Here is a 25,127-nt window from a genome sequence, read left to right as displayed (position 1 = left end):
CTGATCGCCCAATGATTACCGGATAAGAGGGCTTTGGCCTTGTTAATCGAACGAAAAAGCGGATAGGGAGGAAGACTATTTAAACGAGGATATGGAACCCGATCACTTTCCTTTCCTTAAGCCATCCAGCAAATATTCCAGCCCGTTCAGCCGGATTTCGTACATCGTTTGCAGCAGCATGCCCAGCTTGCCTGCCGGGAAGCCTTTCTGCACGAACCACTCCAGATAGGAAATGGGCAGGGACCGAATCAGATGTCCTTTGTACTTGCCGAAGGGCATCTGGTAATGAAGTAGTTCTCTTAAAATATCGCTGTTGCCTTGTGCAGGTTCGTCGCCCATGTCCTTTACCATAAAGATCAAAATAAGAAAAAAATAGTTGAATTGACTACATGATAAATCAGTTTGGATTGCCTTCGTACTGGTAACATGAAAAAACGCATAGGCTTATTGATATTGCCGTTCGTGGCACTGGCAGGCATCCTGATATCGGCCGGTGTTGCCAAAAAACAGCCTGTATCATTACGGTACCGGGCAGCTGGCAAGCCCAACATCATTGTCATCATGGCCGACGATATGGGCTATTCGGATCTGGGCTGCTACGGGGGCGAAATCCATACGCCCAATATCGACTATCTGGCCAATAACGGCATCCGTTACACACAGTTTTATAACACCTCGCGCTGCTGCCCAACGCGGGCGTCGCTGCTCACCGGACTGTATAACCACCAGGCGGGTATCGGTAAAATGACTGACGCCGAAGATGAACCGGGCTATCGTGGGCATATGACAGAGAATACCGTCACGCTGGCCGAGGTACTGAAATCAGCAGGTTACCAAACGGGTATGACCGGCAAATGGCATGTCTCAAACACCAATGTGCAAACGAACCCCCAGGAACAGTTGGACTGGCTGAACCACAAAAAAGACTATGGTGATTTTGCGCCCATCAGCCAGTATCCGACCAGCCGGGGTTTCGATAAATACTTCGGCAACATCTGAGGCGTGGTCGATTTCTTCGATCCGTTCAGCTTAGTGAGCGGCACCAAACCTGTTAAAGAAGTCCCCAAAAACTATTACCATACCGATGCTATCAGCGATACGACGGTGGCCTACATTAAGTCTTTCGCCAAAACGTCGTCGCCATTCTTTATCTACGTTGCCGAAACGGCTCCCCACTGGCCGCTGATGGCCCTGCCGGAGGACATTGCCAAGTATAAAGACACGTATAAATTGGGTTGGGATGCCATTCGAAAAGCCCGGTATCAGAAAATGGCGACGTTAGGGCTGATTGACTCCACGAAAACCAAACTGTCTCAACGCTGGCAGAATGACGTAACGTGGGAGGCCAACCCGGATAAGGAATGGGATGCGCGGGCGATGGCCGTTCATGCCGCCATGATCGACCGGATGGACCAGGGCATTGGCCGCATGATCAACGCCCTGCGGGAAACCGGTCAACTGGACAATACACTAATCCTGTTTTTGTCGGATAACGGCGCGAGTCCTGAAAACTGCGCTGCCTATGGCCCCGGCTTCGACCGGCCGAACGAAACCCGCGATGGCCGCAAAATCGTGTATGATTTGAAAAAGCAGATACTGCCGGGTGCCGAAACGTCGTATGCGTCCATTGGGCAGCGATGGGCCAATGTGGCCAATACGCCCTATGGATTCTGGAAGGCAGAGTCGTATGAAGGGGGAATCCGTACTCCGCTGGTGGCGTTCTGGCCAAGAGGCATCACGGCCAGAAAAGGGAGCTATAGTGCCCAGGTTGGTCATGTAATGGACTTTATGAAAACGTTTCTTGACCTCACCGGCGCTGTCTATCCAAAGACGTATAAAGGACATGCCATCACACCCACAACGGGAGTCAGCCTGGCTCCGTCTTTCGCCGGGAAGCCCTCCGTTGGTCATGAGCTGTTATTCAACGAGCATTTTGGTGCCCGCTACGCCCGGTCGGGCAATTGGAAACTGGTGTCATCGAGCCGCGACAGTACCTGGCGTTTGTTCAATCTGGCGATCGATAAATCCGAAATACAGGATGTGGCTGCCAAGTACCCCGAAAAAGTCCGGCAGCTTCAGGGGCTTTGGCACCATTGGGCGAGCACACATGCGGTGTTTCCAAAACCCGGCAAGAAGAATTAAACAACGGCCGATTCCAGCAATCGAATGTTACCCGCTGTGGCGTCCATTTCGGCGTCGATTCCCACCGGAACGGTAAATTTATCTTTGATGTGGCCGATCATCGCTCCCGAATAGGCGGGCTTGTTCAGGGGTATAATGTATTCGGTTAGCACATCGTCCAGCGTTAAAGAGCCGTAGCCGCTGCCGGGCCCGCAGTCGGTGCATTTGCCGAATACGAAACCGGAAATTTGATCTAATATGCCCGCCAGTTTCAGGTGGTTGAACATCCGGTCCATTCGGTAAACATCTTCGTGGGTATCTTCCAGAAACAGGATCGCGTTTTTCCAGTCGGGGAGGTACATTGACCCGATCAGATGGCTCAATACCGTGAGGTTGCCCCCCATCAATCGACCTCGGGCCAGTCCTGGTCGAAGTGTAGCCACCCGATCCTGCACCTGCGTCAGATTATCGCCTTTGTCGGTGGGGTTCTTCATGGTCAGGGTTTCGCCCTGAACCAGTAACCGCCTGAACCAGTCGACCGTATAGGCGTTGAATGTAGCTGAGGCAACCGGACCGTGAAATGTGACCAGACCCGTTTTGGCATAGATACCCAGCAATAGAGCCGTCACATCGCTGTAACCGATCAGGATTTTGGGATTGCGCTGAATCAGGCTGTAATCCAGCAAGGGCAACAGCCGCGCACAGCCCCAGCCACCATGAATGGCCATGACCGCCTTCACGCTCCGGTTTTCGAAAAGGGCATGCAGGTCGGAGGCCCGGTCGGCGTCGCGTCCGGCCAGATAACCGTAGCGGTCGTAGGCATGGGGGCCAACGATGGTTTTGAAGCCTAGTGCCTGAAGGGATTCCTCGGCAATCTGCACGGTTTCGCGGGTAAAGGCCGGAGCTGCCGGACAAAACAGCCCGATGGTATCGCCCGGTTTCAGTCGTTCGGGTTTGATTGCTGTAAGGGGCGGCAGGTTGCCTGTCAGCGATAGGAGCGGGGCCAGGGTGGTGGCTTGCAGGAAGGAACGGCGAGAAGACATGGAGAAGACGAATGAAATCGATGCAGAAAGATAACCGAAAACGGGGGAGTTGACAAGCAAATGCAGTAGCTTGCTCATCGTACAAACTTTTATGTAAACAAACCCAAATCAATCACAAACCAATCACCCTCTTCGAATGATGACTAAACTACCTGTTCGTTTTATGCTGGCCTTTTTGGCCTTGCTTGGGGCTTTTTCGGCAAGCCGGGCCACCGCTCCCATGATATCGATAACGCAGTTAACGGCCGATTGGCAACGTGCGAAGGACTACACAAAAGAGTATTTGGATGTGATGCCGGAAGATGGCGTGAACTACAAGCCAACTCCCGAAATTCGCAGCTTCGCCGAGCAGATGCTGCACCTCACGGCGGCTAACTATAATTTTGCCGCCATGGCTAGCGGAAAGCCCAACCCGATGCAGGGCAAGAAGCTGGAAGAGATGAGTGAACTGAAAACGAAAGCCGCTCTGACAAAAGCCGTTATGGATAGCTACGATTTCATGATCGATGCGGTGAAAGGCATGACAGATGCTCAACTGGCCGAGAACGTAAAGATGGGGCAGCGGGAAATGACAAAAGAAGTTGTGCTGGCCAAGGCGTTTGAGCACCAGACCCACCATCGGGGTCAGTGCACGATCTATATCCGTATGAAAGGTGTTAAGCCACCGAATGAGAAGTTGTTCTAACTCATTTTAAGTAAAAGGGGTCAGGGAGCAATGCCACGATTTGAACCGTGGCATTGCTCCCTGACTTGTGTCGAGCCGACCAAGACGGTCGGTATGACAGAACAGCGGCATATTTTCTCATTTTGACGGGAGATTGGCACTCACTTAAACATCGGGAAATGAACGGTAGTTAATGAAAGATGCCGGTTCAACAACATCATATTGTCAGGATGTTGGCCGCTTCCACCATTCATGAGAACATCTCTTCGCTACCATCATGCCATTGGTCTTGGCCTGCTTTTGCTGTTGGCCCAATGTCAGAAAATAAAACCCAAGGCTCCCCAAGCCGAAGGTTTCGATCCGCCCATTCCCGCTACGTTGTCTTACCTGGCGGGGGACATCACCTTTCAGCTTCGGGAGCTGGAAGAGAAAATCAATAAGGAACTTGACCCGGTACTGGTTGGCAGGCAAATAAAAGATGGAAAGACCCAGGGCATTATCTCGTTTCGGGTCAAACGCCTGGGTCCCGTGCACGTAGAGTATGTCGATCAGCAGATAAAGTTATCGGCTCCCCTGCAAATGTGGCTGACAAAGCCATTTAGCCGGGATACTACCCCCCCTAAGAAGCCTTTCTGTGCGCTGGCCGTTAATTTCAAAAGCCCTGTCAGCGTAACGCCCAACTGGCGATTGGGAAGCCGCACAACGTTTACAGATTACAAATGGATCGTTCAGCCTAAAATCGCGGGAATCCCTCTGACGAACATCGTTCAGACTATTCTCGACAAACACAAAACGGACATTGAAATGGCTATTGACTCGGCCGTTCATACGCAGTTGCGGCTCGACGAGATGGTAAAACCCATCTGGCGGGATCTGCAAAGTCCGCTGCTGATCAACAAAGAATATGGCCTCTGGCTGACGCCCATACCCATTAGTGTAGCCGCCGGAACGATCACGGGCGATGCCCGACAGATAACGACCCACGTTCGGATTGCCGTTAAAACCGAAACAGAACTCAAACCAACGAAGCCCGTTCATCGCCCGACACCCTTGCCTCTATTGCAGAAGCGGGATACAGTCTCGGAAACCTCCGACCTGCATCTGATGAGCTACATTCCGTATGCCGACATCAACCGTATGCTGGCCATTACGACCAATAACAAGAACAAAAAACTGGCGCTTGGCTCGCTGACCATTCACGAAGTATCGGTCTATGGCGGTCAGCATGCATTGATTGTAAAAGCCGATGTGAGTGGCCTTATGGATGGAACGGTCTACTTACGGGGCCGCCCTACGTTCGATACCCTGACCAATACACTGCACATCGATAACCTGGATTTCGATGCCGAAACCTGGAAAGTGCTGCCCAAAGGCAGTGATACCGTTTGGCATAAGGGACTGCGAAAGTTGCTGGAAAGCCTGCTGACCATTCACCTGGGCGACGATATTGCCAAACTGCCGCAGGCTATCGACAAAGCCTTTGAAAAAGGAAGTCCCGGCAAAAAGACCGATTTAGCCATCCAATCGTTTCGTTTCGTCCCGCAGAAAATAGCCATCCGACCTGATGGCATTCAGGCCTTGATTCACGTTAAGTCGAAGGTTGGTATTAAAATAGACCAGTTGTGACGCTGTAGGTACGGGTGACCCTTTTTCATGAGCGCATTTTATAAAGGAAGGGGGCGGGAAACCTGCGTGTGAAGTTTGTGTACTCAATCCGGGAGTTGTAGGGGGCTTTGTATTATTCTGTCAATGAATAGTGTTTACTTTAGGTTGATTTATAGCACTATTCATTATGACTATCCAGATCCTAAAACAAAGTACCCTGTCATTACACTGGCATAAGGCCTGGGCGGTCATTTGTATAGCCAGTATCACGCTGACGGCCTGCTTTGGGCAGGGCATAGAAAAAGACGCACATCCGGCGCACATCAAACTGGCGTTGAATGCGTATTCGTTTAACGATATGCTCACGGGCAATCGTCAGAAGGACAACAAGCCAACGCTGACGTTACCGGAGCTTCTCGACTGGTGTGCCACGCAGAATATTGACGCGGTTGATCTCACCGGCTACTATTTTCCCGGTTATCCGGCTGTGCCTACCGACGAATACATTTACGACCTTAAACGCAAAGCCTTCAAACTGGGTATCGACATTAGTGGTACCGGTATCCGAAACAACTTCGCGTCGCCCGACCCGGCAGTGCGGGCGGCCGATGTGAAACGGGCGAAGGAGTGGATCGTGGTAGCGTCAAAACTAGGTGCGCCCGTACTTCGATTGTTTGCCGGCGAAATTTCCAAAGGCTACGAAAACAAGTGGGATGAAGTGGCGGGCTGGATGATTGACTGCTACAAAGAATGTGCGGCTTATGGTGCCCAGCATGGCGTGATCATCGGCATTCAGAACCACGGCGACATGCTGCAAACGGCCGATCAATGCATTAAAGTGGTGAAAGCGGTCAACTCCAAATGGGCGGGTCTCATTCTCGATACCGGCAATTTTAAGGTAAAAGACCCTTATGTCGATATTGAAGCGGTGATTCCATACACGGTAAACTGGCAGGTGAAAGAGAGTGTATTCGGTATTGGCAGCGATATAAATACCGATGTGCCCCGATTAATGAAAATCCTGAAAAAAAGCGGATACCGGGGTTACCTGCCCATCGAAACGCTGTATGTGAAAAACAAGCCCTACGACCCGTACGTACTGGTGCCGGCTCTGTTGCGCGAGTTGAAAGTAGCGCAGGAGGCCGAGTTTAAGTAAGCTTCCCGCTGTAGCTGATAACTGGCGTTATAACAGGCCGAGTTCACTGAAAAGGTGAGTTATATCCGCATCGGTTCAATAGGAGAGCCAATTGGGGGGTAAATTGTGCGTGGAAATTTAAAATACATTCCTGGTTTTTTTAGTTATACACCATAACGCCTTCATCAAGGGCATACCCTATACTGGCTGGCAGGTGTCCACATGTCAGGAATTGATGATCGCGTTACGCTGTGTTTTGCTAAACGAATAGACCATGATACTTTTTGTCAGCCTTGTTGGGCTGGTTGCCGGCTGGTTACTCTGGCGGTATATGAATCAGAAAAAAGAAGAGGTGCAGCCGCTGCCCGTTACTTATCCGCAACTTTTGGCAGAACACGTGGGGTACTATCAGGCGCTGAGTGACGAGAAAAAAGAACTGTTTAACACCCGGGTTAGCCAATTTCTGGATAAGGTTGCCATCGAAGGCGTAGGAACTACTATTAATGATGTCGACAAAATACTGGTAGCCAGCAGTGCCATCATTCCTATTTTTGGCTTCGACGACTGGTACTACCCGCTCACCAACGTGCTGCTCTACGAGGACCGTTTCAATACCGACTATCAAACTACGGGCGACGATCGGAATATTCTGGGTATGGTGGGCGAGGGGGGAGCCCTGCAAAGCACGATGGTACTCTCTAAACCTGCTTTGTATGAAGGTTTTGCCAACGAGACCAGTAAGGCCAATACCGGAATTCATGAGTTTGTTCATCTCCTCGATAAAGTCGACGGCTCGACCGATGGATTACCCGTCTATCTGCTTCAGAAAGAGCATATCAGGCCCTGGCTGCAACTTATTCATAAAAGTATTCACGACATAAAAGCCAATCAATCGGATATCGACCCGTATGGCATCACCAACGAAGCAGAGTTCTTTGCCGTTGTGTCCGAATACTTTTTTAAACGCCCGGATTTGCTGGAGAGGAAACATCCGGAACTCTTTGCCCGGCTGGAAGAAATTTTCCGACAGAACCCACTGGAACCCGACAAGGTAATTAGCGGGAGTGCGGAATGACGGTCAGGGCGGTAACGACGGCTCTGTTCAGGATAATGCATGAAGCCATAGGCTAAGTTGGTATAGGTAAATTTGGGTATAGACCGGCTTATGACACCGTATCGTCCATTCATAGTTCATCCAATGAAACGCTTTATTCGCCGATTACCCGCCTTCATTCCGGACCTGTTTGTTATTGTTGTCACCCTGGCTATGGTCCCATTGGCCAAAGAACCAATGGGCATAGGTGCCAAAGCACCAAAAGACGCCGAAGTGCTTTTCGATGGGTCGAAGAAGATGCTCGACGAGAAATGGCAATATTGGGAAGGTCCGCGTCTGAAAGCTACCATGCCCATTAAATGGCAGATTGAAAAAGACCCGGCGGGCAGCGGTACGGTTATGAACACCAACGACCCGGCAGCTGCGGGTGGCCTTTACGGAGCCGCCGATATTGTGACCAAAGAAACTTTCCGCGACTTCCGGCTGCATGTGGAATTTTACGTGAGCAAGCCGGGGGGCAACAGCGGGGTGTATCTGCAAAACCGCTACGAGATCCAGATATTTGACGGCGATACAACTTCGCACGGCCTTGGCGCGGTGATCAATGAGTCGCCATCGCCCTACAAACTATATAATGGTATCGGGAAATGGAATGCCTATGATATTCAGTTCCGGGCGGCCCGCTTCGCCAACGGCAAACGCACCGAACCGGCTATGGTGACCATGTATCTGAATGGTAAAAAAGCGCACACCAACCAGAAAATAAGCCAGGTCTGGGGTGGCCCTAATTCCGGTATCGACGGGGGTAACGAAGGCGGCAAAGGTGTTACCGATACTCCCGGAGGCATCAAATTGCAGGCTGAAGGCCACGATGTTCTCTACCGCAACATCTGGATAAAGCCACTGGATATAAAACAGGCCAATACCGATTTCTGATGTAACGCAAGTTGCCACTTGCCGTACATCAAAAACGGCATCGACTCTCGCTACGGAGAGTCGATGCCGTTTTTTTTACAAACTACACGTTCATTCGTTCGAGTATCCTCCATACGTCAATTCCTCCCAACCGTATACACAAAACTGTATGGCGGCATTGATGAAATCCTGTAGGTTTGATGCAGCATTATTTTCCTTGTAGCCAGCTGACCGACAGCTATGTATGAGGAAGGCCTCACTGCATATACACACGAAAAATGGACAATCAGGTAGATGTAAAAGGAAAGGCCGGTCTGCTTTTCCTGGGGGTATTTGCCCTTGTCGGCATAGGCTTGTTAGGTGGGTCGTATTATAGCTGGCAGTATACCCAACGGATCATGAAAGCCGGTGTTGAGGCAAAAGGTGTGGTCATCGACACTCGCTACAGTCGGGATAAAAACGGGCGTACAACCTCCGCACAGGCCCCGGTGGTGCAGTTCGTAACCGCCGAAGGAAAGCCTGTCACGTATTATTCTCAGACCTACACCACCCCGGCCAGCTTTGATGTGGGTGAAACCGTAACCCTGTGGTACATGCCCGAAAAACCGCAGGAAGACGTAATCCTCGACGGCATGACAACCTGGATTCTGCCCGCCGTACTCGGGGGGATGGGTGTCATTTTCTCTCTTATCGGGTTGCCGGGTCTGATCCGGTCATTGTTCCGGTAGATGCTTCGTCCGGCGGCTAAAGCGTTATCCAGCGCAGATAATCATTGAATTGTGACTACCCTTGCGTATACTTACCCATACACTTATCTTTAGCCCCTTTCCCCGTGAAATACCTTTCTCTACTACTTGTTTGCGCGACTTGTCTGCTTTGGTCCTGCCGGTCAGCCCAAACGGATACCACCCCGCTAAAAAGCTACTTTACCTCGGATACGAGTGGTGTGGCTGATGGCGGAGTTCGTATCATTCCCATCAAAACACTCAACCGTACGTTTAACGTCTGGACGAAACGCTTTGGTAACAACCCCAAAATTAAACTGTTGCTGCTCAATGGCGGACCCGGTGCCACGCACGAGTACTTTGAGGTGATGGAGAGCTTCCTGCCTGCCGAAGGCATCGAGTTCATCTATTACGACCAATTGGGCACCGGCAACTCCGACAATCCGAAGGACACAACGTTCTGGAGTTTGCCCCGCTATGTAGAAGAAGTTGAGCAGGTACGGGCAGCCCTGAATCTGACTCCCGATAACTTCTACCTGCTGGGGCATTCCTGGGGGGGTATTCTGGCTATGCAGTATGCCCTCAAGTACGGCAAGAACCTGAAGGGGCTGGTGATCTCCAACATGATGTCGAGCTGCCCCGACTATGGTAAATATGCGGATAATGTGCTGGCGAAACAGATGGACCCCGCCGTGGTAAAAGAAGTCAACGACATCGAAGCCAAAGGCGCGTATACAAGTCCCCGGTATATGGAGTTGCTCATGCCCAATTTCTACGCCAAGCATATCTGCCGTATCCCCATCAACCAGTGGCCCGAACCCATGACCCGCGCTCTGGGCAAGACAAACCAGTCGCTGTACGTAACCATGCAGGGCCCCAGCGAGTTTGGGATTGCCGGTAACCTGACCAACTGGGATGTAAAAGCGGAGCTGCCGAAGATCACCGTGCCCACACTGACGATTGGCGCGCAATATGACACCATGGACCCCGAGCATATGAAGTGGATGGCCACGCAATTGCCCAATGGCAGCCATCTCCATTGCCCCAACGGCAGCCACATGGCCATGTACGACGATCAGAAAACGTATATGAACGGGTTGATCAAATTCATAAAGGGCGTTGATGCCGGGGAGAAGAAGGTGAGCCTGTAAGAAGTAAAAACAAGCCTCATTTTTCTTCTATCGGCATAAATAAACGTTTTATGAAGTATTCATCCGTACAGTATACCCACGCCCTTCGCTCGTTTTCACTCCTGTGCCTGTTGGGCGTATTGGTCACCCTACAGGGGTATAGTCAGAATGACCCGATGAAGACCGGGCGTGTAGAGCGAATAAAAGTACACGGCAAGGGTCTGGAGGGAAATCTGGCCGGTGATTCGCCGGACCGCGACGTGTCTGTATACCTGCCGCCCAGCTACGGAACCGACAAAAAGCGGCATTACCCGGTCATCTATTTTCTGCACGGCTTCACCGATAGCGACGATAAGTGGTATGGCCTCACCAAACACTGGATCAACCTGCCCGCTGTGGTTGACAAGACGCTGGCCGACGGTAAAACGAAGGAGTTCATCATTGTGACTCCCAATGCATACAATCGCTTTTTCGGCAGTATGTATTCCAACTCGGTGACGATTGGCAACTGGGAGGATTATGTGGCCAAAGAGCTGGTGGCTTACATCGACAAGCAGTACCGTACCATCCCGCAAGCGGCTAGTCGTGGATTGGCGGGGCATTCGATGGGAGGCTACGGCACGATTCGTATTGGCCAGAAACACCCCGAAATTTTCTCCAGTCTGTACCTGCTCAGTCCCTGCTGCATGATGCCCAACGTTCCGGGTGGACAGATGGTGACCCGTATGGAAGCCGTGAAAACACAGGACGATCTGGAGAAAGCTGACTTTGGCACGAAAGCCATGTTCGCATCGGCAGCTTCGTGGTCGCCAAACCCGACGAAGGCCCCTTTCTTTCTGGACCTGCCCACGCACGAGGGCCAGCCGCAACCCATGGTTACCGCCAAGTGGACGGCCAATGCACCCCTGGCCACCCTCGATCAGAATATCGGGAATATCAAACAACTTCACGCGCTGGCATTCGACGCAGGGTCAAAAGACGCCACGATAGCGGCTACCAACAAAGTGCTGGACGCTATGCTCACTACCTACAGCATCCCGCACACGTACGAAGAATACGACGGCGACCACATCAACCGCATTGGTGAGCGCATCGAGCAGAAAATGCTGCCTTTCTTCACGGCGAATTTGTCGTTTGAGGAGGTGAAAGGGGGAAAGAAGAAGTGATTGGTTAAAGCGAGTTGAAAATCCCTGGTGTCTTTCCGAAAGAAGGATCGCTACACGGCCATTCTTCACATTAATCACGAATGGCGTCTGTATGGCATGGAGTAACGCTCCGTAGTCTACAGACGCCATCTGTATAATAAAAGCCTGCACTAACCGACCCGGTGCTCCTGCTCATTGGCGTTTTGTGACCGCATCAACTGAATCAGAACAATCAGCAACGCGCCAAGCCCGATCGGGAACAGACCCGACAGACGCATGGATTCATCAAAGCCAATGGCATAGGTCAGGATTACGTACGACATGCCCCCGGCAACCAGCACATTAACCGCGTGTACCAGCATACTGGCAACAGGTATGCCAGCGCCACCCCGCGCAGCTATGAACGAATACATAGCCTGCACCGATTGTAAAACGGCGTACATCAGCGCCCAAAAGGCAACTGTTTGCGTGATGTTGGTCGCGTCACCCAGTGAATACACAAAAACGGCAATGCCAAAGGCCAAATCGCTCAGACCATACATAATGCCCCAGATATTGGTCTCGTCCGTCCCTTTATTTTTGACCGAAAAACGGAGCTGAAGGACCCCGGCGACAAGAAACAAGCCACCCAGAATGTGGCCCGACAGTGCCGTAAATGACGTGGCGAAGACAAGAATAAATACGCCGATGATCACGTAGATGAGCGCCTTGGTTAGTAAAAGGCCCCAGGGCGTTTCGGGATGTTGAGTTTTCATACCGTTGCGTTCATTTTTGCTGTTCATATCCAGCCTCAACGTCCGGTATTTTGGTTTGTTTGCTACATATCGAAAAAGTAAGGGTCTGTCAGATAAATCCGACAGACCCTTGTTTTTTTTGTATATTGATCTGGTAAAGCCTGTTGTTCAGGCCGTTAGAATCGGCTGTTCATCTGGGCGAAAATGGCGTCGATCTGTTCCCGGGAGGCCTTTCGGTTAGTTTCGGAGGTGCCGTAGCCGATTTCGAGTTCGCCTGCGGTAATACCGGCCATCATGGCGTCGGCAAAATCGCCCACCGGTACCCCAAAGGTATGCAGGCCCGTACCACCCAGATCTGTGTTGACCGCCGGAGGAACCAGCTCGATCACCTCAATGGATGTTTTGGATAATTGGTATCGCAACGACATCGTAAACGAATGCAGGGCTGCCTTGGTCGCGCTATAAACAGGGGCGAAAGCTCCCGGTACAAAGGCCAGGCCAGACGTAACGTTCATGATAGCCGCTTTGGGTTGCTGAAGCAGATGCGGGATAAACAGCGTCGACAAATGAATGGGCGCTTCCAGGTTAATGGCTAACTCGGACTGCGTGTCGTTCCAGTCTTCCTGGCTGTTCGCCAGTTGCATCCGGCGTTGAATACCCGCGTTGTTGATCAGCACATTGACCTGCGGGAAATTGCTGCGAACCCAGTCGAGCAAGGCCATCCGGTCGGAGGCCAGCCCCACGTCGCACTGGCGGATGTGGAGTTGCGGGTATTGCTGTTGGGCTTCCTGTAGTTTATCGGCCCGGCGTCCGCAGATGATGACCTGGCTTCCTGCCTGAAGAAACCGTTCGGCAAGGGCCCAGCCAATGCCGGAGGCTCCGCCCGTAATCAGGACCGTGTTTGTTGTTATATCCATAGAGTGAGTTAGTCTTGGCTAAAAGACCAGCAAAGGGCAAATTTGTTCCATGAAGGAGTAAGATTTCGGGCGGGCCGATTAAAAAGAACAGGTACCCGGATATGGATGGGCCGGGGGGCAATTGAAAAAGTGCAGGGATGTGTCGGCCTGCAAGCCAACAATCCCTGCACTTTCATAAAGAAACAGTATGTCAAAACGTAGAGCTAAAAGTATGCTTAATAGTATGACTAGTTTTTGTACCGGTATATCATCTAGACTGTAGATTTAATAGGAGGTCACTAAAAAAATAAGTGGTACGGTGTAAATTGGTTTAACGGCTCAGGCCAAATGGAAGAAACAGTACAGCCTGCAGCATGTAGCCTTCCGATCAAACTGGTTTATGTAAGTAAACGTGAATAATGGGTTGACCAGATCAATATTTAGCTCATACGCCGTTCTTGTTAGTATTGTATACCTAATTGATTAAACACAAATTAACCACAGAGGCACAAAGCGCACAGAGGTTAATGGGGGAAGAATGTATCCTGTCAACCTCTGTGCGCTTTGTGCCTCTGTGGTTAATTTGTGTTTAATTAAGCGTGAATGACGAACCTGATCTAACCTGCGTGCTGCCCCGTTATTCACGTTAAGTAATGAAGTTAACATGGTGTAATGGGGGTAAAGTTGACTAGTTTGACGATAAGTTATTGTCTTCTATCATTCGGTAGTAACGCATTTCTGCATAACGAAAAATAGCCTGACACAGGTAGTATCAGGCTATTTTGACTAAACGTGCGACGAAATTAATAACCGGGATTCTGCTTTAATTGCGGAGACACGTTCAGCACATTTTGACCAATGGGGAAGATGGCCGTGTGGTTATCCGCATCCGGCTGCTTATCCCACCAGGTGCCTGTATTGAATACGCCCCAGCGAATCATGTCAGTACGCCGACGGCCTTCAACTAAAAATTCGCGGCCCCATTCATCCAGCATCTCCTGATCGGTCAGCTGGCTGCCATCGGGCTTGTACAGGCTGGGTGAGCCGGCCGGGTAGTTCCGGGCCCGAACCGTATTGAGCAGCACTGCGGCTCCGGCTTTATCGCCCGCCCGGTATTTACACTCGGCCAGCGAGTAATAAATTTCAGCTAACCGGATTTCAGCGTAGGCCGATGAAATTTTATTGAGGTCGCTGCTCGGATAATAGGGGTACTTCACCGGAGTAATCCCTGAATTCTGGTCGGCATTGTTCATGTTTGAGGTCTTATCGGCAATCTTCGTACCGGGCTTGGCCGCCAGGAACATACCAACCTGATCGCGGAAAAACAGCGGATAAGGCCCTTTAGTCGAGCGAACCGTATCGACTTTCCCGTTTGAATTGATGTAAGGTAGATAACCCTGCAAAAACATACCTTCCCGCTTGCTGTTGCCCAGGTTTTTGTAGGTCTTCAGCCGAACATCATCCGGGTATTTCTGAAATTTTACAAACGGCTTACCCAGCGCGAAGCTGTACTCGGTGCTGTCGACATCCCGGCCCGGCTGCAGGGCATATTTAGGATTGGCCGTACCGAAATCCGTGAATCCGAAGTAGAAGGTAGCATTGACCGGCAGCATCCAGAAATACATGCCGCCATCGTACTGCCAGTGAGTCAGACCAAAGCTGCCCGGAAAGCCGAAGACCGTTTCGCCCGATGTTGGGTTGGTGTAGTCGAAAGGGGCGTCCCAGCGGGTTTCCAGCGCGTACTGGCCATATTTGCCCGCCAGAATATCAGTACATACGGTAGCGCAATCCGTAAAATGATCGGTACCGGTATACACTTTGGCGTTCAGATACAAGCGAGCCAGCAGGGCCGCGGCTCCACCCTGGGTCCAGCGGCCGATGGCATTGGCACCCAGACTTTGCCGGGTTGGCAGGCTGGGGATCGACTCTTTCAACTCCTGCTCGATGTAGCTGAAGGCTTCCTGCGGAGATACCTGCGGCCCCCCCTGCGATTCACCTTTCACCTTCTTCACCAGTACAATGTTGCGATAGAAGTCTAACAGGCGCAGGTTGAGCCAGGCCCGCAGGGTCCGGACCTCGGCAATCATATCGTCGAGTTCAGCCTGCGTCATGTTGAACCTGGTCGGGTCCGTAATACCCTGCAAATCTTCCAGGGTGTTGGTGGCCAGCGTAACCCCGCCATAGAGTGCGTTCCAGGCATCATTCGTATACCCGTCGTTGGGTGTCCAGGTGTGGTTATGCACCCGCTGGTACTGCCCGCCGTCGAACCAGTCGCCCTGCCGGTTTGGCGTCATCAGTTCGTCGGAGCTGTCTTCCTGAAGCATAAACGTCGACCCGCCCTGAATGGTCCAGTAGCTATGTTCGAAGGGGCGCAGAAAGTCGCGGATGACATCATCTTTCGTCTGGAGGAAGTTGCCGGACGTGATCCGGTCAGAAAGCACCTCATCTAAATTGGTACAGCCGCCGGTCAGAACGAGCACCATGGCGACGGATGCACTGCGTATGGTATTGAACAATTGAGATCGTTTCATAAGTTGACTGAGTAATTAAAAGGTGACCTGAAGGCCCAGCAGGAGTTGGGTCGTTGAGGGGAAGTAATTCAAGGTGTTGTTGACGCCCGGATACAAGCCATTGATCTGGACCAGATCCGGATCGCCCCCTGTGTATTTGGTGAAGGTCTTCAGATTTCGGGTTGTCGCATAGATACGGGCCGAGCGAAGAAATTTGCTGGTAATTGGCTGCGTATAGCTCAGCGTTACGTTATCTATTTTGACAAAACTACCCGACTCCAGGAAGTAGTCGGACAGGGAAGAATACGTTGCGGTACTCGTTAACTTTGAATATTTGCCGCCATCGTAGGCCGAGGTAAGCGTATTGATATTCTGCTGGGTAGCGGGCGTTCCTAAATAGAACGCATAGGTGTTGAAAATCTGGTATCCAAACGTACCCCGCAGAAAGACCGTCAGATCCCATTTGCGGTATTTAAAATTATTGGTCAGGCCACCCGTGAATGTCGGCAGTCCATTTCCTACAAACTGTCTGTCGTCGTTATTGGCTTTGTTGGCCTGAATAACATCGCCCTTCTTATTATAAACCAGCAAAGCCCCCGTTTCATCGACCCCCGCCGACCGGAGCATATAGAAGCTGCCGATCCGGGTGTTTTCCTGAAGGCGCTGGGCGTTACCGGGGCTACCCGGCGCGGGCATGCCTACCACGTCGATAAAGGTTTGTCCTTTGTAGGCGTCACTGGAAAAGGAAACGAATTTGTTGCTGTTGGTGGCCCCGGCGAAGGTTACGTTATAACTGAAATCCTTGTTGCTCACCACATTCGCGTTCAGCTGGATTTCCAGACCCGAGTTCTGCATGGACCCCACATTGGCAAAAGTCGACCCCTGCACGTTGGGTGGGTTAGGTACGGAATACGAGCCCAGCAAATCTTTGTTGGTACGCACGTAGTAGTTCAGGCTACCCGTCAAGCGGCTGTTCTTGAACAGATCGAAGTCGACACCCACGTTGAAGTTGATGGCTTTTTCCCAGCGCAGATCGTAGTTGGTGTTCTGGCTGGGGCCCCAAACCTGATACGATGTGTTGTTGTACAAATAATACCCGTAGCCGCCATAGGTATCCAGCGAAAGGTAGTTGCCGAAATCCTGATTGCCCGTCACGCCGTAATCGGCCCGGAGTTTCAGCTCGTTTAACCAGGACATGCCCTGAGCGAACTTCTCCTGCGTGATGCGCCAGCCCACCGAGGCCGCCGGGAAATTACCCCATTTGTTATCGTAGCCGAATTTAGACGAGCCTTCCCGGCGCAGACTGGCCGACAGGTAGTACTTCTGGTCGTAGTCGTAGTTGACGCGTCCGAAGAAAGCCGCCAGCTTGGAGTTGTTGCGGTAGGAGCCTACGTTGTTGATACCCTGCTGCAAGTTCCAGAGGCCCGTACCCAGGCTATTGTACGTCAGTACATCGGACGGGAAGTTTTCGTTGGCCGCGTTGAAGCCGGAAGACGTAAAATACTGGTAGGAATAGCCACCCAGCAACTTGACGGCGTGTTTCTGAACGTCGAGCGCATAATTGCCGGTCCACTCAAAGCTTTTCTGATCATTTTCGTCCAGCGACTGAGAAGCCGTGTTCCGTTTCGAGCCATTAACCACCGTTGTCAGGGTCGATGGCGTGAAATTCTCATTCCGGAACGAAGAGCTTACTTCTCCCAGGGTAACCAGTGTGGATAGATTCGGAAGGATGTTGAGTTTAAACGAACTGTTGATGTCCAGGTACTTCACTTCCTGCCCCGATACTACACGCTTAGCCCGTTCGACCGGATTATTCGCAAAAAAACCGCTGGTTATGTACGCATACTTCCCCGCATTGTCGTAAAGTGACTGGGTTGGGTTGAGCGTCAGCGCGTAATTAAAGCCACTGTAATCGGCTAGGCTGGTCTTTGTATACCGGGGAGCTGCCGTGAAGGTAATGGCATACAGGTTGTTGGCCGACGTATGGTTGATGTTTACCCGACCGCCGTACTCCTGCTTGGCCGACCGTAAATCTATACCGGTAGCATTGCGGTAATCGAGCGAGGTGAAGTAGTTCGTTTGCCCGTTCCCACCCGAAAACTGCAAGGTATGTTTTTGCGAAAAAGCCGGATTGCGGCTTACTGCTTTCATCCAGTCGGTATTGCCGCCCAGATCAACCCCGCGTTTATTGGCCAGAAACTCGTCTTTGGACAACAACTGTAGCTTGTTGGTAATAAAATCAAACGAACTGTAGCCGTCGTAGAAGATGCGGGATTCCGACGACCCTTTTTTGGTTGTGATGACAATAACCCCATTGCTGCCCCGCGTGCCGTAGATCGCCGACGCGGCCCCGCCCTTCAACACATCAATGGACTCGATCTCGTTCTGGTTGATGTTATCCAGGTTACCACCGGGTATGCCGTTGATTACAAACAAAGGCCCCAGTCCGGCGCTTCTCGACGACACCCCACGCAGCTGAATACTGGGCGTGGAGTTGGGATCACCGGCGGCTGTATTGGTTACGGAAAGCCCCGCCACTTTGCCCTGGATAGCCATTAACGGACTGTTGCTGCCAACGCGCAGCAGGTCGGATGAGGACAAGTGGGTCACGGCGCTGGTCACTTCCTTGCGGTTCAGGGAGCCATAGCCCACCACGACAACCTCATTGATGGATTTGACGTCGGGTTTCAACTGAACCGACAGTGTTGACTGGTTGGTAACGGCAACCTCCTGCGAGCTATACCCCACAAAACTAAAAACCAGCGTTTGCGCGCCATCGGGAATGGTCAGTCGATACGTTCCGGATGCGTCGGTTACCGCCCCCCGGGGCGAGCCTTTCACGACCACGCTGACGCCGGGCAGCCCTTCGCCTTTTTCGTCGGACACCACGCCGGTAATGATTCGTTCTGCGGGCGCATCTGCAGCTTCAACGGCTTCTCCCGCCTGAATGCTGATGGACTGCTCAGCCGTACGGGCCAGAATAATCTGTTCGCCGGAGATGCTGAAATTTACATTCAAGGGAATAAGCAGCTTCTCCAGAACCTCCTTTAACGTGCTGTTCTGCACGCGCATGGAGACAAGCTGTCTGGAGCGAACAATTTGCGGACTGTATGAGAATTTGACATTAGCCGCTTTCTCAATACTTTGTAAGACAGTCTTTATGTTCTGATCCCGGATAATGAGGCTTATTCGCCGGTCGAGCAGTTCCTGGGCTGAGACATCATTTGCCCACGAAACACCCATAAAAAGCACCGCGATCAGGAGTTGCAGGCCGGTAAGTTGCATCAACCTTAGTAAGGTATAATTTACGTTTTTCATGCTGTTGATTAATTGGATTGGGTAAACGAATTGGGTAAGGATTTTTCTTTTGTTATCTAAATCCATAGAATAAAAAGAATAATATCGGATGAGTAGACTCCTCCGACCGGAGTGGAAGCAATCTGGATCAATGCATACGTTGATGGGTTAGATAGGTTAACGAATGAGTGTAATTGCCGTCAGCGGACGTGGCTATTGGGACTGACAGTTTCCTCCATTGATAATGACCTGCCCGTCGATGATCTCATACGTGGCTCCAACCGTAGCGCAAACGATGGTCAGCTTTTGCTCAAACGATTCGTTGGTCATGGACGAGTTCAACTGGCAATTGGCCAGTGCCTCTTTGTTGTAGCGGATATCGATGCCGTAAGCTTCCTGCAACTCCTGTAATACCTGAGGAATGGGCGTATCATTGTATACGAACGGGGGGGCTTTCTTTTGGCGAGTCGGTGCGAGGACGAGGGTAGGGGATTCAACCAGCATTTTATCGAACTGGTCCGTTTCCCGATTGAAAACGACCTGCTGATTGGGCAGCAACATCACCCCTTTCTGCCGGACTGACGATGCGGACGTCGGCTCGTTGCGATAGACCGATACCTGACCGGATTGTACCTCAACCTGAACCCGGTTTTCTCCGGCAAAGGCGCGCACGGTGAATCGCGTGCCCAGCACTTTCGTAACTACTTCATTGGCATGAACCAGAAAGGGTTTTGCCCCATTTCTGGTTACGTTGAAGGCCGCTTTGCCGGATAAATAAACATTCCGGTTTTGCTGGCCGAAATGGGTCGGGTAGCTAATCCGGCTCTCGGGAGCGAGCGAAACGACCGACTGATCGGGCAACTGAATGGTTTGAACTTGCGGGCTGGTATTTATTTTTTCGGTAAACGTATCGGGCAGTGTGGCCAATTGCTGCTCGTAGAGGGATGGACGCTGTTGGGCTGACCACCAGAAACCAACACCCAGGGCCAGAAATACAGCCGCTGCAGCCGCCCACCGCATCCAGCCCAACGAATGGCCGGTGGTTTGCAACGGTGAGGTCTGGGCGTTCGTTTGCTGAATTCGAATCAGCAGTTGCCGGATGGTCTCTTCTGGTATTCGCGTTTGTGCATACGCCGTCAGGCCTAACCGAATGGCATCGACCACGTCGACTGCCTGCTGGTGCTCGTTTTGCCGGTGCGGATGTTGAGCGAGCCACCCATGCCAAAATTCAGTTGACCGGGGCGTAGGGTCAAGCTGATGATGGACGAACGCATCGTCTGTTAAAAAATCGGCCGCCGAAAAGTTCTCGTAAACGTTTTCCACTAACTACTGGATTTGTCAGTAGATGACGGATTGTGAAAAACGTACTCACTAAGTCCTAAAAAAAGATGGAAAAAGTTAAAAAAGTAAGCGCAATCCAGCCACGGAGCTTCTCTACGGCCCGGAAAACCAGATTTTTAGCTGATTGCTGATTGACATCCAGCACTTCGCCAATCTGATTATAATTCATGTTTTCGACAAAGCGCAATTTCAGGGCTTCCTGCTGGCGGGGTGGAAGCTGGTCGATGAGCCGCTGAAGTCGCTGCTGACGCGTACTGGCCGCTTCCAGTTCTTCACGTATTTCCAGCTCGTTGGGTTCCGTCCAGAGGGCATCATAATCCGTTTCGTCCAATGACTTATTATACCGCTCTTTCCGTTCGAGCTGGTGCATGATTCGATTTTTAAGCGCTCGGAGCAGATAGTGGCGGATGTTGTCGGGAATGGTTAACCGGTTGCGTTTTGCCCATAATTCCGTAAAAACGTCATGGACGCAGTCCAGCACAAAGGCTTCTGAAGCGGCCACCAGGCTCATACCATAGCGATACATAGCCCGAATATGAAGTTGGTATAATTGTGTGTAAGCCTCCTCATCTCCCAATTGGAAAGCGGCCCAAAGCTGCTGTTCGTTCACCTGACGTTCTTAAGCAATAAATTGGATTCTCCGTTCTGTCATTGGCAGTCGACTGGCCATCACGGCTATTAGAACAACGACAGAAACGGGAAAAATGTAATGGATGGAAGTCAAACGAAGGCGTATTCATGCTCAGCAGTCAGAAAAAATGGGCCATTCGTTTGCAGTTGAAACGAATGGCATGGGGTGTTTCTACTTTATTTGCAGTACAATAATTTTTAAAGTTTCTGCGGTCAGATAATTGAGCAGGCTGAACGTGGTTGCTCAAATGTGGAACGGAAAAGTAGCCCGACCAAAGCGGGGATTTATTGTATAATGCCTCGTTGGGAGTGTCTGAGAGCTTTTTTTGCGTTCACCTGCTTTGGAATCAATTGTCTTCAACACCTGTATTAGTCCAGCCATAACTCGCGGATCAGGGCAATGGTGTTAATTAACTCCTCAAGCGTTTGTGCTTTTGCTATGAAGGCTTTACTGCCCAGCTTATAGCTTTGTGCCCGATGCTCATCCACCTCCGAGCCACTTAACACAACGACCGGGATGTGACGCCAGTCTTGATCGAGGTTCAATAATTCTAAAATCCGATTTCCGGACAAAATGGGCATACTCCAATCCAGAATGATCAGATCGGGTAACTGTTTATCTAATTGGTGAGTCAATTGGAAAATCAAATCTGCCCCGTCGCTGAAATAACGCACATGGCAATCGGCATGAAATCGCGTAAAAATGCGTTTGATTAGATCCAGTTGGTGTTCATCATCGTCCACCACATAAACAAGCGGGTTTTTTGCTCTTAACATTTCTTTCTGTTGAGTCCCAGATATGTAACCTGTTATATACACTATTCGATTGGCAATATATCTATTGTTCATATATAAACAAATGAATAAATATGGCTATATTGTTTGGCGTAACCAAAAAAGCATCGAACAACCGCAATCCAAAAGGTTGTCTGTTTAGGTACGTTGCCCGCGTTTTTGCTGCCGACACCCAGCGACTGGATGCGTTCGCCAACCGATAGTTAATTCACCCGTTAGCCCTCACAGAGGAGGTCTTATTTTTCTGATAATCAGTTTGCTGGGTCTGGTTCTAATCTGTATTTCCCTGAGTCGTCGCAGTAATCACGAAATACATCAAACATCGCCATTCCTATACAAAGACCCACTGTTGCCGATGGGCATGCTGGTCAGCTGACTGCAGCGATTTATCGGAAACGACTGTTTAGTAAAATATACATACTGCCGGAAAGAAGCCGCACCCCGTTTCATGGTAGCGGCAATCGACCGTAGAACCGACTCGCTGTTTACGAAATTTGGGCATACTAAACTATTGGTCAGGGAGGCTGACCAACTACGGACGCTTGTCAAATAACGGGTCGTTTACAATCTGTTGGAAGGCAAACGGGCGACCGATGGCGAGGGTTTTCTCTGCACGAACCTACTCTTCGAAAGGGGCCGTGGTGCAGAGTAACTTAACATTTCCCCGGATATCCATTAGAAAACCGTGGATGTTGATCGTTGCATGCTTCGAATCTGGTTCTTCCAGCTCTTTTTTAGAGCTTGTGCCGAGGGTTTTCAAATACTGCTGCAGTCGGTCTGAAAGCTGTTGTGCATAGCGTTGGTGATCGGCAAACTCGTTTTCGTACCCATTTTCACGTTCTTCGTAATCGCCCAGGCCACTTTTCAAAAAGGCCTTGTAAGCACCACAATTCCGGTGCTCCAGAATGTAAATATCTTTGATGTTATGGAGTTGAATAGCCAGTTCAACGTGCTGCAGCAGACCATCTTCCCAACCTTTATATTTGTCGATCCTGAGCAAACCGTCGGCCTCGTCGGCCGAGCCTACCAGCGCCCCAATGGAAGCACCGGCCATAATATACTGGTCGTAGCGGTTAATCAGGTTCTCATGCTCCATGAAGTGAATGATGTTGTCCAGCAGCCGTAAATCCATACAACTGATCAGCAATACATTGTGCAGGGGGACTTTGTAGCCCGTCGGGTAGTTTTTTCTAAGCATGGTCAAGCCGTTCTGATGTAAAATTTAACAGTTACGTTGTTTTATATATAGGATAGCGTGGCAATTGGGTGCCTGAAAATAGCGGGTACTGGCAATTTCCAGTAAAACTAATGTACAGTAAATCAATACGCTACGGGTAGCTTTGTTTGCAAAGCCAGTTTGGACTTCCGAAACCCCACCGTTTATCCCTGAAAAATTCCGCAAAAACTTTGTGTCTTCGGGGCCGCTGTTCAACTGACTAACTTGCCGACCTCTTTTTTATGTGATCATACTGTTTATGAAGATTATTCACCTTCTCCTGCTGGTTTCGGCTACGCTCCTCACCCAGATTTCGGTTGCCAAACCGACCATACCACTCGTTTATGAAGTAAATCTCAACGACCGCGCCGACGACCAGTTTAAAGTGACGCTGCGCGTGAATGGGCTGACCGCCGAAAATGCGGTTTACCAGTTTGCCTCAACGGCTCCCGGTACCTATCAGGTGATGGACATCGGCCGGTATGTGCGGTCGTTCAAAGCGTTTGACGCAAAAGGCCGCGAACTGAAAACGCAGCAGACATCAACGAACCAGTGGACGCTGGATCAGCCGCAAAACGTGAGAACCATTCAATACAGCATTGCCGAAACATGGGATACACCTGTGGATGTACACAAGCCTTACAACATGTGCGGCACATCCATCGAGAAAGATCATGTGCTTATCAACGGGCAGGGTGTGTTTGGTTTTCCAACGGGAATGCAGGCGGCTCCCATTGACGTAAAACTTGCTTATCCGGCAGAGTGGTCGGTTGGCACGGCACTGGAAAAAAATGCGAAAGGGTACTTTACCGCTGCCAATTACGATCGCATCGTCGATTCCCCCATTTTACTGGGCCGCCTGACCAAAGCCAGCACGACGGTGGCCGGCGCACAAATCGACGTGTATACCTATTCCAAAAGCGACAAGATCAAGTCAGATCAGCTGCTCACGAACATGCAGTCGATGCTGAATGCGGCCGGGCAGTTTCTGAAGCAGTTGCCCGTAAAACGATATACGTTTCTGTATCACTTCGAAGACCAGGACTGGGGTGCGTGGGAACATTCCTACAGCTCTGAGTACGTGATTAAAGAGGAGGAGTTTTCGAAAAAACTGGCCGATAACATGACCTCCATTGCAGCGCATGAGTTTTTTCACGTGGTCACTCCGCTCAATATTCACAGCGAAATTATTCAGCAGTTCAACTTCGTTACGCCAACTCCTTCCGAGCATTTGTGGCTTTATGAAGGCGTGACCGAATGGGCGAGTGATGCTATGCAGTTACGAGGTCAGATTATGGACCTGCCCACCTACCTGAACGAGCAAAGTCAGAAAATTGCCTACGACAAGAGCGTTGACACCACCTATAGTTTGAGCAAATTGGGACTTACCTGTTATACCGATGAAGGGCAGCGGCAGTACGGTAATATTTATGCCCGGGGAGCGCTGGTGGCGGGTTTACTTGATATTCGCCTGCTCGAACTGTCGAACGGTCAGCGTGGATTGCGTAAAGTGATCAACGAACTGGCAACGACTTACGGACCTGATAAGGCCTTCCCCGAAAAAGAGTTCTTTGCTATTTTTACCGCAAAGACGTATCCTGAAATCGCTGACTTCTTCAACCGATACATAAAAGCCGCTGAGCCACTTCCGTTTGCCGAGTATTATGGCAAGCTGGGTATCACGTATATACCCGCCGTGCACACCGGTCAGAAAACGCCCACGCTCGGTATGCGCCCTGCCTTTTCTGACAATAAATTCTACCTGACCCGGCTGGATGATGCGCTTGTGAAGGCTGGTTTGCAGGAAAACGATCAGTGGCTTGCCTACAATGGGCAGCCGGTTACGATGGAAGCGGTCGGTAAGATCCAGACTGAATTGATGGCCCTGAAGCCTGGTGATACATACGAGGTTACCGTTCGTCGGAATGGGCAGGACATACCGGTGAAAACGCCGGTTCTTGAGAAGGAACTCGTCCTGAAGTACCAATTCCAGGTGGACCCCCAGGCAACACCTCAGCAGGTACAATTGCGGGAGGTCTGGCAACGAAATCTGTAAGCTGCACCCTATACGACAATTGCCTGCGCGTGCGTGCAGGCAATTGTCAATCGTTTTTTAACGGGCAGAGAATACCATTTTGAGCCGAAACGAATTACCTAAAACGGCTTCCTGA

General features: G+C 50.8%; 20 protein-coding genes and 1 pseudogene. 11 read left to right on the top strand and 10 right to left on the bottom strand.

Annotated features, from left to right (window positions below):
• Nucleotides 1–102: 102 nt before the first annotated feature.
• Nucleotides 103–351, bottom strand: coding sequence for a DUF3820 family protein (locus ACYVK4_RS30985; protein ID WP_461131467.1), 249 nt, complete (start codon nucleotides 349–351; stop codon nucleotides 103–105).
• A 75-nt stretch (nucleotides 352–426) separates the two neighbouring features.
• On the opposite strand from ACYVK4_RS30985, the pseudogene ACYVK4_RS30980 reads away from it, so the two are divergent.
• A pseudogene (locus ACYVK4_RS30980) lies at nucleotides 427–2,142 on the top strand (arylsulfatase).
• Here the strand turns inward: ACYVK4_RS30980 and ACYVK4_RS30975 are convergent.
• Nucleotides 2,139–3,164 carry a S66 peptidase family protein gene (locus ACYVK4_RS30975; RefSeq protein ID WP_461131466.1) on the bottom strand — a complete coding sequence of 342 codons (1,026 nt, stop codon included), beginning with the start codon at nucleotides 3,162–3,164 and terminating at the stop codon, nucleotides 2,139–2,141. The pseudogene ACYVK4_RS30980 and the gene ACYVK4_RS30975 overlap by 4 nt on opposite strands.
• Before the next feature lie 139 nt (nucleotides 3,165–3,303).
• On the opposite strand from ACYVK4_RS30975, the gene ACYVK4_RS30970 reads away from it, so the two are divergent.
• The 8 genes from ACYVK4_RS30970 (at nucleotide 3,304) to ACYVK4_RS30935 (ending at nucleotide 11,558) form a co-directional block, all read left to right on the top strand.
• Nucleotides 3,304–3,849: a DinB family protein gene (locus tag ACYVK4_RS30970; RefSeq protein ID WP_461131550.1), complete on the top strand. Its 546-nt coding sequence runs from the start codon at nucleotides 3,304–3,306 to the stop codon at nucleotides 3,847–3,849.
• Nucleotides 3,850–4,080: 231 nt separating this feature from the next.
• Nucleotides 4,081–5,454 carry a DUF4403 family protein gene (locus ACYVK4_RS30965; RefSeq protein ID WP_461131465.1) on the top strand — a complete coding sequence of 458 codons (1,374 nt, stop codon included), beginning with the start codon at nucleotides 4,081–4,083 and terminating at the stop codon, nucleotides 5,452–5,454.
• Nucleotides 5,455–5,620: 166 nt separating this feature from the next.
• On the top strand, nucleotides 5,621–6,589 hold the full coding sequence (locus ACYVK4_RS30960; protein WP_461131464.1) for a sugar phosphate isomerase/epimerase family protein: 969 nt from the start codon (nucleotides 5,621–5,623) through the stop codon (nucleotides 6,587–6,589).
• 253 nt (nucleotides 6,590–6,842) lie between these two features.
• A complete protein-coding gene (locus tag ACYVK4_RS30955; protein ID WP_461131463.1) occupies nucleotides 6,843–7,643 on the top strand; it encodes a M90 family metallopeptidase in 801 nt (266 codons plus the stop codon).
• A 123-nt stretch (nucleotides 7,644–7,766) separates the two neighbouring features.
• On the top strand, nucleotides 7,767–8,558 hold the full coding sequence (locus tag ACYVK4_RS30950) for a 3-keto-disaccharide hydrolase (RefSeq protein ID WP_461131462.1): 792 nt from the start codon (nucleotides 7,767–7,769) through the stop codon (nucleotides 8,556–8,558).
• A gap of 257 nt (nucleotides 8,559–8,815) precedes the next feature.
• The gene (locus ACYVK4_RS30945; protein WP_461131461.1) at nucleotides 8,816–9,265 is read left to right on the top strand and encodes a DUF3592 domain-containing protein; all 450 of its coding nucleotides are present in this window, start codon (nucleotides 8,816–8,818) and stop codon (nucleotides 9,263–9,265) included.
• Nucleotides 9,266–9,369: 104 nt separating this feature from the next.
• Nucleotides 9,370–10,413 carry a proline iminopeptidase-family hydrolase gene (locus ACYVK4_RS30940; RefSeq protein WP_461131460.1) on the top strand — a complete coding sequence of 348 codons (1,044 nt, stop codon included), beginning with the start codon at nucleotides 9,370–9,372 and terminating at the stop codon, nucleotides 10,411–10,413.
• Nucleotides 10,414–10,463: 50 nt separating this feature from the next.
• Nucleotides 10,464–11,558: an alpha/beta hydrolase gene (locus ACYVK4_RS30935; RefSeq protein WP_461131459.1), complete on the top strand. Its 1,095-nt coding sequence runs from the start codon at nucleotides 10,464–10,466 to the stop codon at nucleotides 11,556–11,558.
• A gap of 149 nt (nucleotides 11,559–11,707) precedes the next feature.
• On the opposite strand, the gene ACYVK4_RS30930 is transcribed toward ACYVK4_RS30935, so the two are convergent.
• From ACYVK4_RS30930 to ACYVK4_RS30900, 7 genes are all read right to left on the bottom strand, one after another.
• Nucleotides 11,708–12,292 carry a DUF308 domain-containing protein gene (locus ACYVK4_RS30930; RefSeq protein WP_461131458.1) on the bottom strand — a complete coding sequence of 195 codons (585 nt, stop codon included), beginning with the start codon at nucleotides 12,290–12,292 and terminating at the stop codon, nucleotides 11,708–11,710.
• A gap of 155 nt (nucleotides 12,293–12,447) precedes the next feature.
• Nucleotides 12,448–13,188: an SDR family oxidoreductase gene (locus ACYVK4_RS30925; protein WP_461131457.1), complete on the bottom strand. Its 741-nt coding sequence runs from the start codon at nucleotides 13,186–13,188 to the stop codon at nucleotides 12,448–12,450.
• Between the two features lie 782 nt (nucleotides 13,189–13,970).
• The gene (locus ACYVK4_RS30920; protein WP_461131456.1) at nucleotides 13,971–15,698 is read right to left on the bottom strand and encodes a RagB/SusD family nutrient uptake outer membrane protein; all 1,728 of its coding nucleotides are present in this window, start codon (nucleotides 15,696–15,698) and stop codon (nucleotides 13,971–13,973) included.
• A gap of 15 nt (nucleotides 15,699–15,713) precedes the next feature.
• Nucleotides 15,714–18,995, bottom strand: a complete 3,282-nt coding sequence (locus tag ACYVK4_RS30915) for a SusC/RagA family TonB-linked outer membrane protein (protein ID WP_461131455.1) — start codon at nucleotides 18,993–18,995, stop codon at nucleotides 15,714–15,716.
• A gap of 192 nt (nucleotides 18,996–19,187) precedes the next feature.
• Entirely contained in the window at nucleotides 19,188–20,297 is a 1,110-nt protein-coding gene (locus ACYVK4_RS30910) for a FecR family protein (RefSeq protein WP_461131454.1), read from the bottom strand.
• 55 nt (nucleotides 20,298–20,352) lie between these two features.
• Entirely contained in the window at nucleotides 20,353–20,925 is a 573-nt protein-coding gene (locus ACYVK4_RS30905; protein WP_461131453.1) for an RNA polymerase sigma factor, read from the bottom strand.
• A 389-nt stretch (nucleotides 20,926–21,314) separates the two neighbouring features.
• A complete protein-coding gene (locus ACYVK4_RS30900; RefSeq protein ID WP_461131452.1) occupies nucleotides 21,315–21,794 on the bottom strand; it encodes a response regulator in 480 nt (159 codons plus the stop codon).
• Nucleotides 21,795–21,814: 20 nt separating this feature from the next.
• Here ACYVK4_RS30900 and ACYVK4_RS30895 point away from each other — a divergent pair, with 20 nt between their 5' ends.
• Nucleotides 21,815–21,943 carry a hypothetical protein gene (locus ACYVK4_RS30895; RefSeq protein ID WP_461131451.1) on the top strand — a complete coding sequence of 43 codons (129 nt, stop codon included), beginning with the start codon at nucleotides 21,815–21,817 and terminating at the stop codon, nucleotides 21,941–21,943.
• A gap of 416 nt (nucleotides 21,944–22,359) precedes the next feature.
• On the opposite strand, the gene ACYVK4_RS30890 is transcribed toward ACYVK4_RS30895, so the two are convergent.
• Nucleotides 22,360–22,938 carry a hypothetical protein gene (locus ACYVK4_RS30890; protein WP_461131450.1) on the bottom strand — a complete coding sequence of 193 codons (579 nt, stop codon included), beginning with the start codon at nucleotides 22,936–22,938 and terminating at the stop codon, nucleotides 22,360–22,362.
• A gap of 277 nt (nucleotides 22,939–23,215) precedes the next feature.
• Between ACYVK4_RS30890 and ACYVK4_RS30885 the strand changes: the two genes are divergently transcribed.
• Entirely contained in the window at nucleotides 23,216–25,012 is a 1,797-nt protein-coding gene (locus tag ACYVK4_RS30885) for a M61 family metallopeptidase (protein WP_461131449.1), read from the top strand.
• Nucleotides 25,013–25,127: the final 115 nt, after the last annotated feature.

The sequence above is a fragment of the Spirosoma aerophilum genome (assembly GCF_054782495.1).
This window is presented reverse-complemented; position numbering and strand designations above follow the sequence as displayed.

Coding starts and splice junctions, on each gene's coding strand:
- ACYVK4_RS30920 (WP_461131456.1), bottom strand. CDS start 15,698: ATGAAACGATCTCAATTGTTCAATACCATACGCAGTGCATCCGTCGCC.
- ACYVK4_RS30900 (WP_461131452.1), bottom strand. CDS start 21,794: ATGAACAATAGATATATTGCCAATCGAATAGTGTATATAACAGGTTAC.
- ACYVK4_RS30960 (WP_461131464.1), top strand. CDS start 5,621: ATGACTATCCAGATCCTAAAACAAAGTACCCTGTCATTACACTGGCAT.
- ACYVK4_RS30925 (WP_461131457.1), bottom strand. CDS start 13,188: ATGGATATAACAACAAACACGGTCCTGATTACGGGCGGAGCCTCCGGC.
- ACYVK4_RS30965 (WP_461131465.1), top strand. CDS start 4,081: ATGAGAACATCTCTTCGCTACCATCATGCCATTGGTCTTGGCCTGCTT.
- ACYVK4_RS30945 (WP_461131461.1), top strand. CDS start 8,816: ATGGACAATCAGGTAGATGTAAAAGGAAAGGCCGGTCTGCTTTTCCTG.
- ACYVK4_RS30955 (WP_461131463.1), top strand. CDS start 6,843: ATGATACTTTTTGTCAGCCTTGTTGGGCTGGTTGCCGGCTGGTTACTC.
- ACYVK4_RS30885 (WP_461131449.1), top strand. CDS start 23,216: ATGAAGATTATTCACCTTCTCCTGCTGGTTTCGGCTACGCTCCTCACC.
- ACYVK4_RS30930 (WP_461131458.1), bottom strand. CDS start 12,292: ATGAAAACTCAACATCCCGAAACGCCCTGGGGCCTTTTACTAACCAAG.
- ACYVK4_RS30950 (WP_461131462.1), top strand. CDS start 7,767: ATGAAACGCTTTATTCGCCGATTACCCGCCTTCATTCCGGACCTGTTT.
- ACYVK4_RS30915 (WP_461131455.1), bottom strand. CDS start 18,995: ATGAAAAACGTAAATTATACCTTACTAAGGTTGATGCAACTTACCGGC.
- ACYVK4_RS30935 (WP_461131459.1), top strand. CDS start 10,464: ATGAAGTATTCATCCGTACAGTATACCCACGCCCTTCGCTCGTTTTCA.
- ACYVK4_RS30890 (WP_461131450.1), bottom strand. CDS start 22,938: ATGCTTAGAAAAAACTACCCGACGGGCTACAAAGTCCCCCTGCACAAT.
- ACYVK4_RS30975 (WP_461131466.1), bottom strand. CDS start 3,164: ATGTCTTCTCGCCGTTCCTTCCTGCAAGCCACCACCCTGGCCCCGCTC.
- ACYVK4_RS30895 (WP_461131451.1), top strand. CDS start 21,815: ATGGCTATATTGTTTGGCGTAACCAAAAAAGCATCGAACAACCGCAAT.
- ACYVK4_RS30970 (WP_461131550.1), top strand. CDS start 3,304: ATGACTAAACTACCTGTTCGTTTTATGCTGGCCTTTTTGGCCTTGCTT.
- ACYVK4_RS30985 (WP_461131467.1), bottom strand. CDS start 351: ATGGTAAAGGACATGGGCGACGAACCTGCACAAGGCAACAGCGATATT.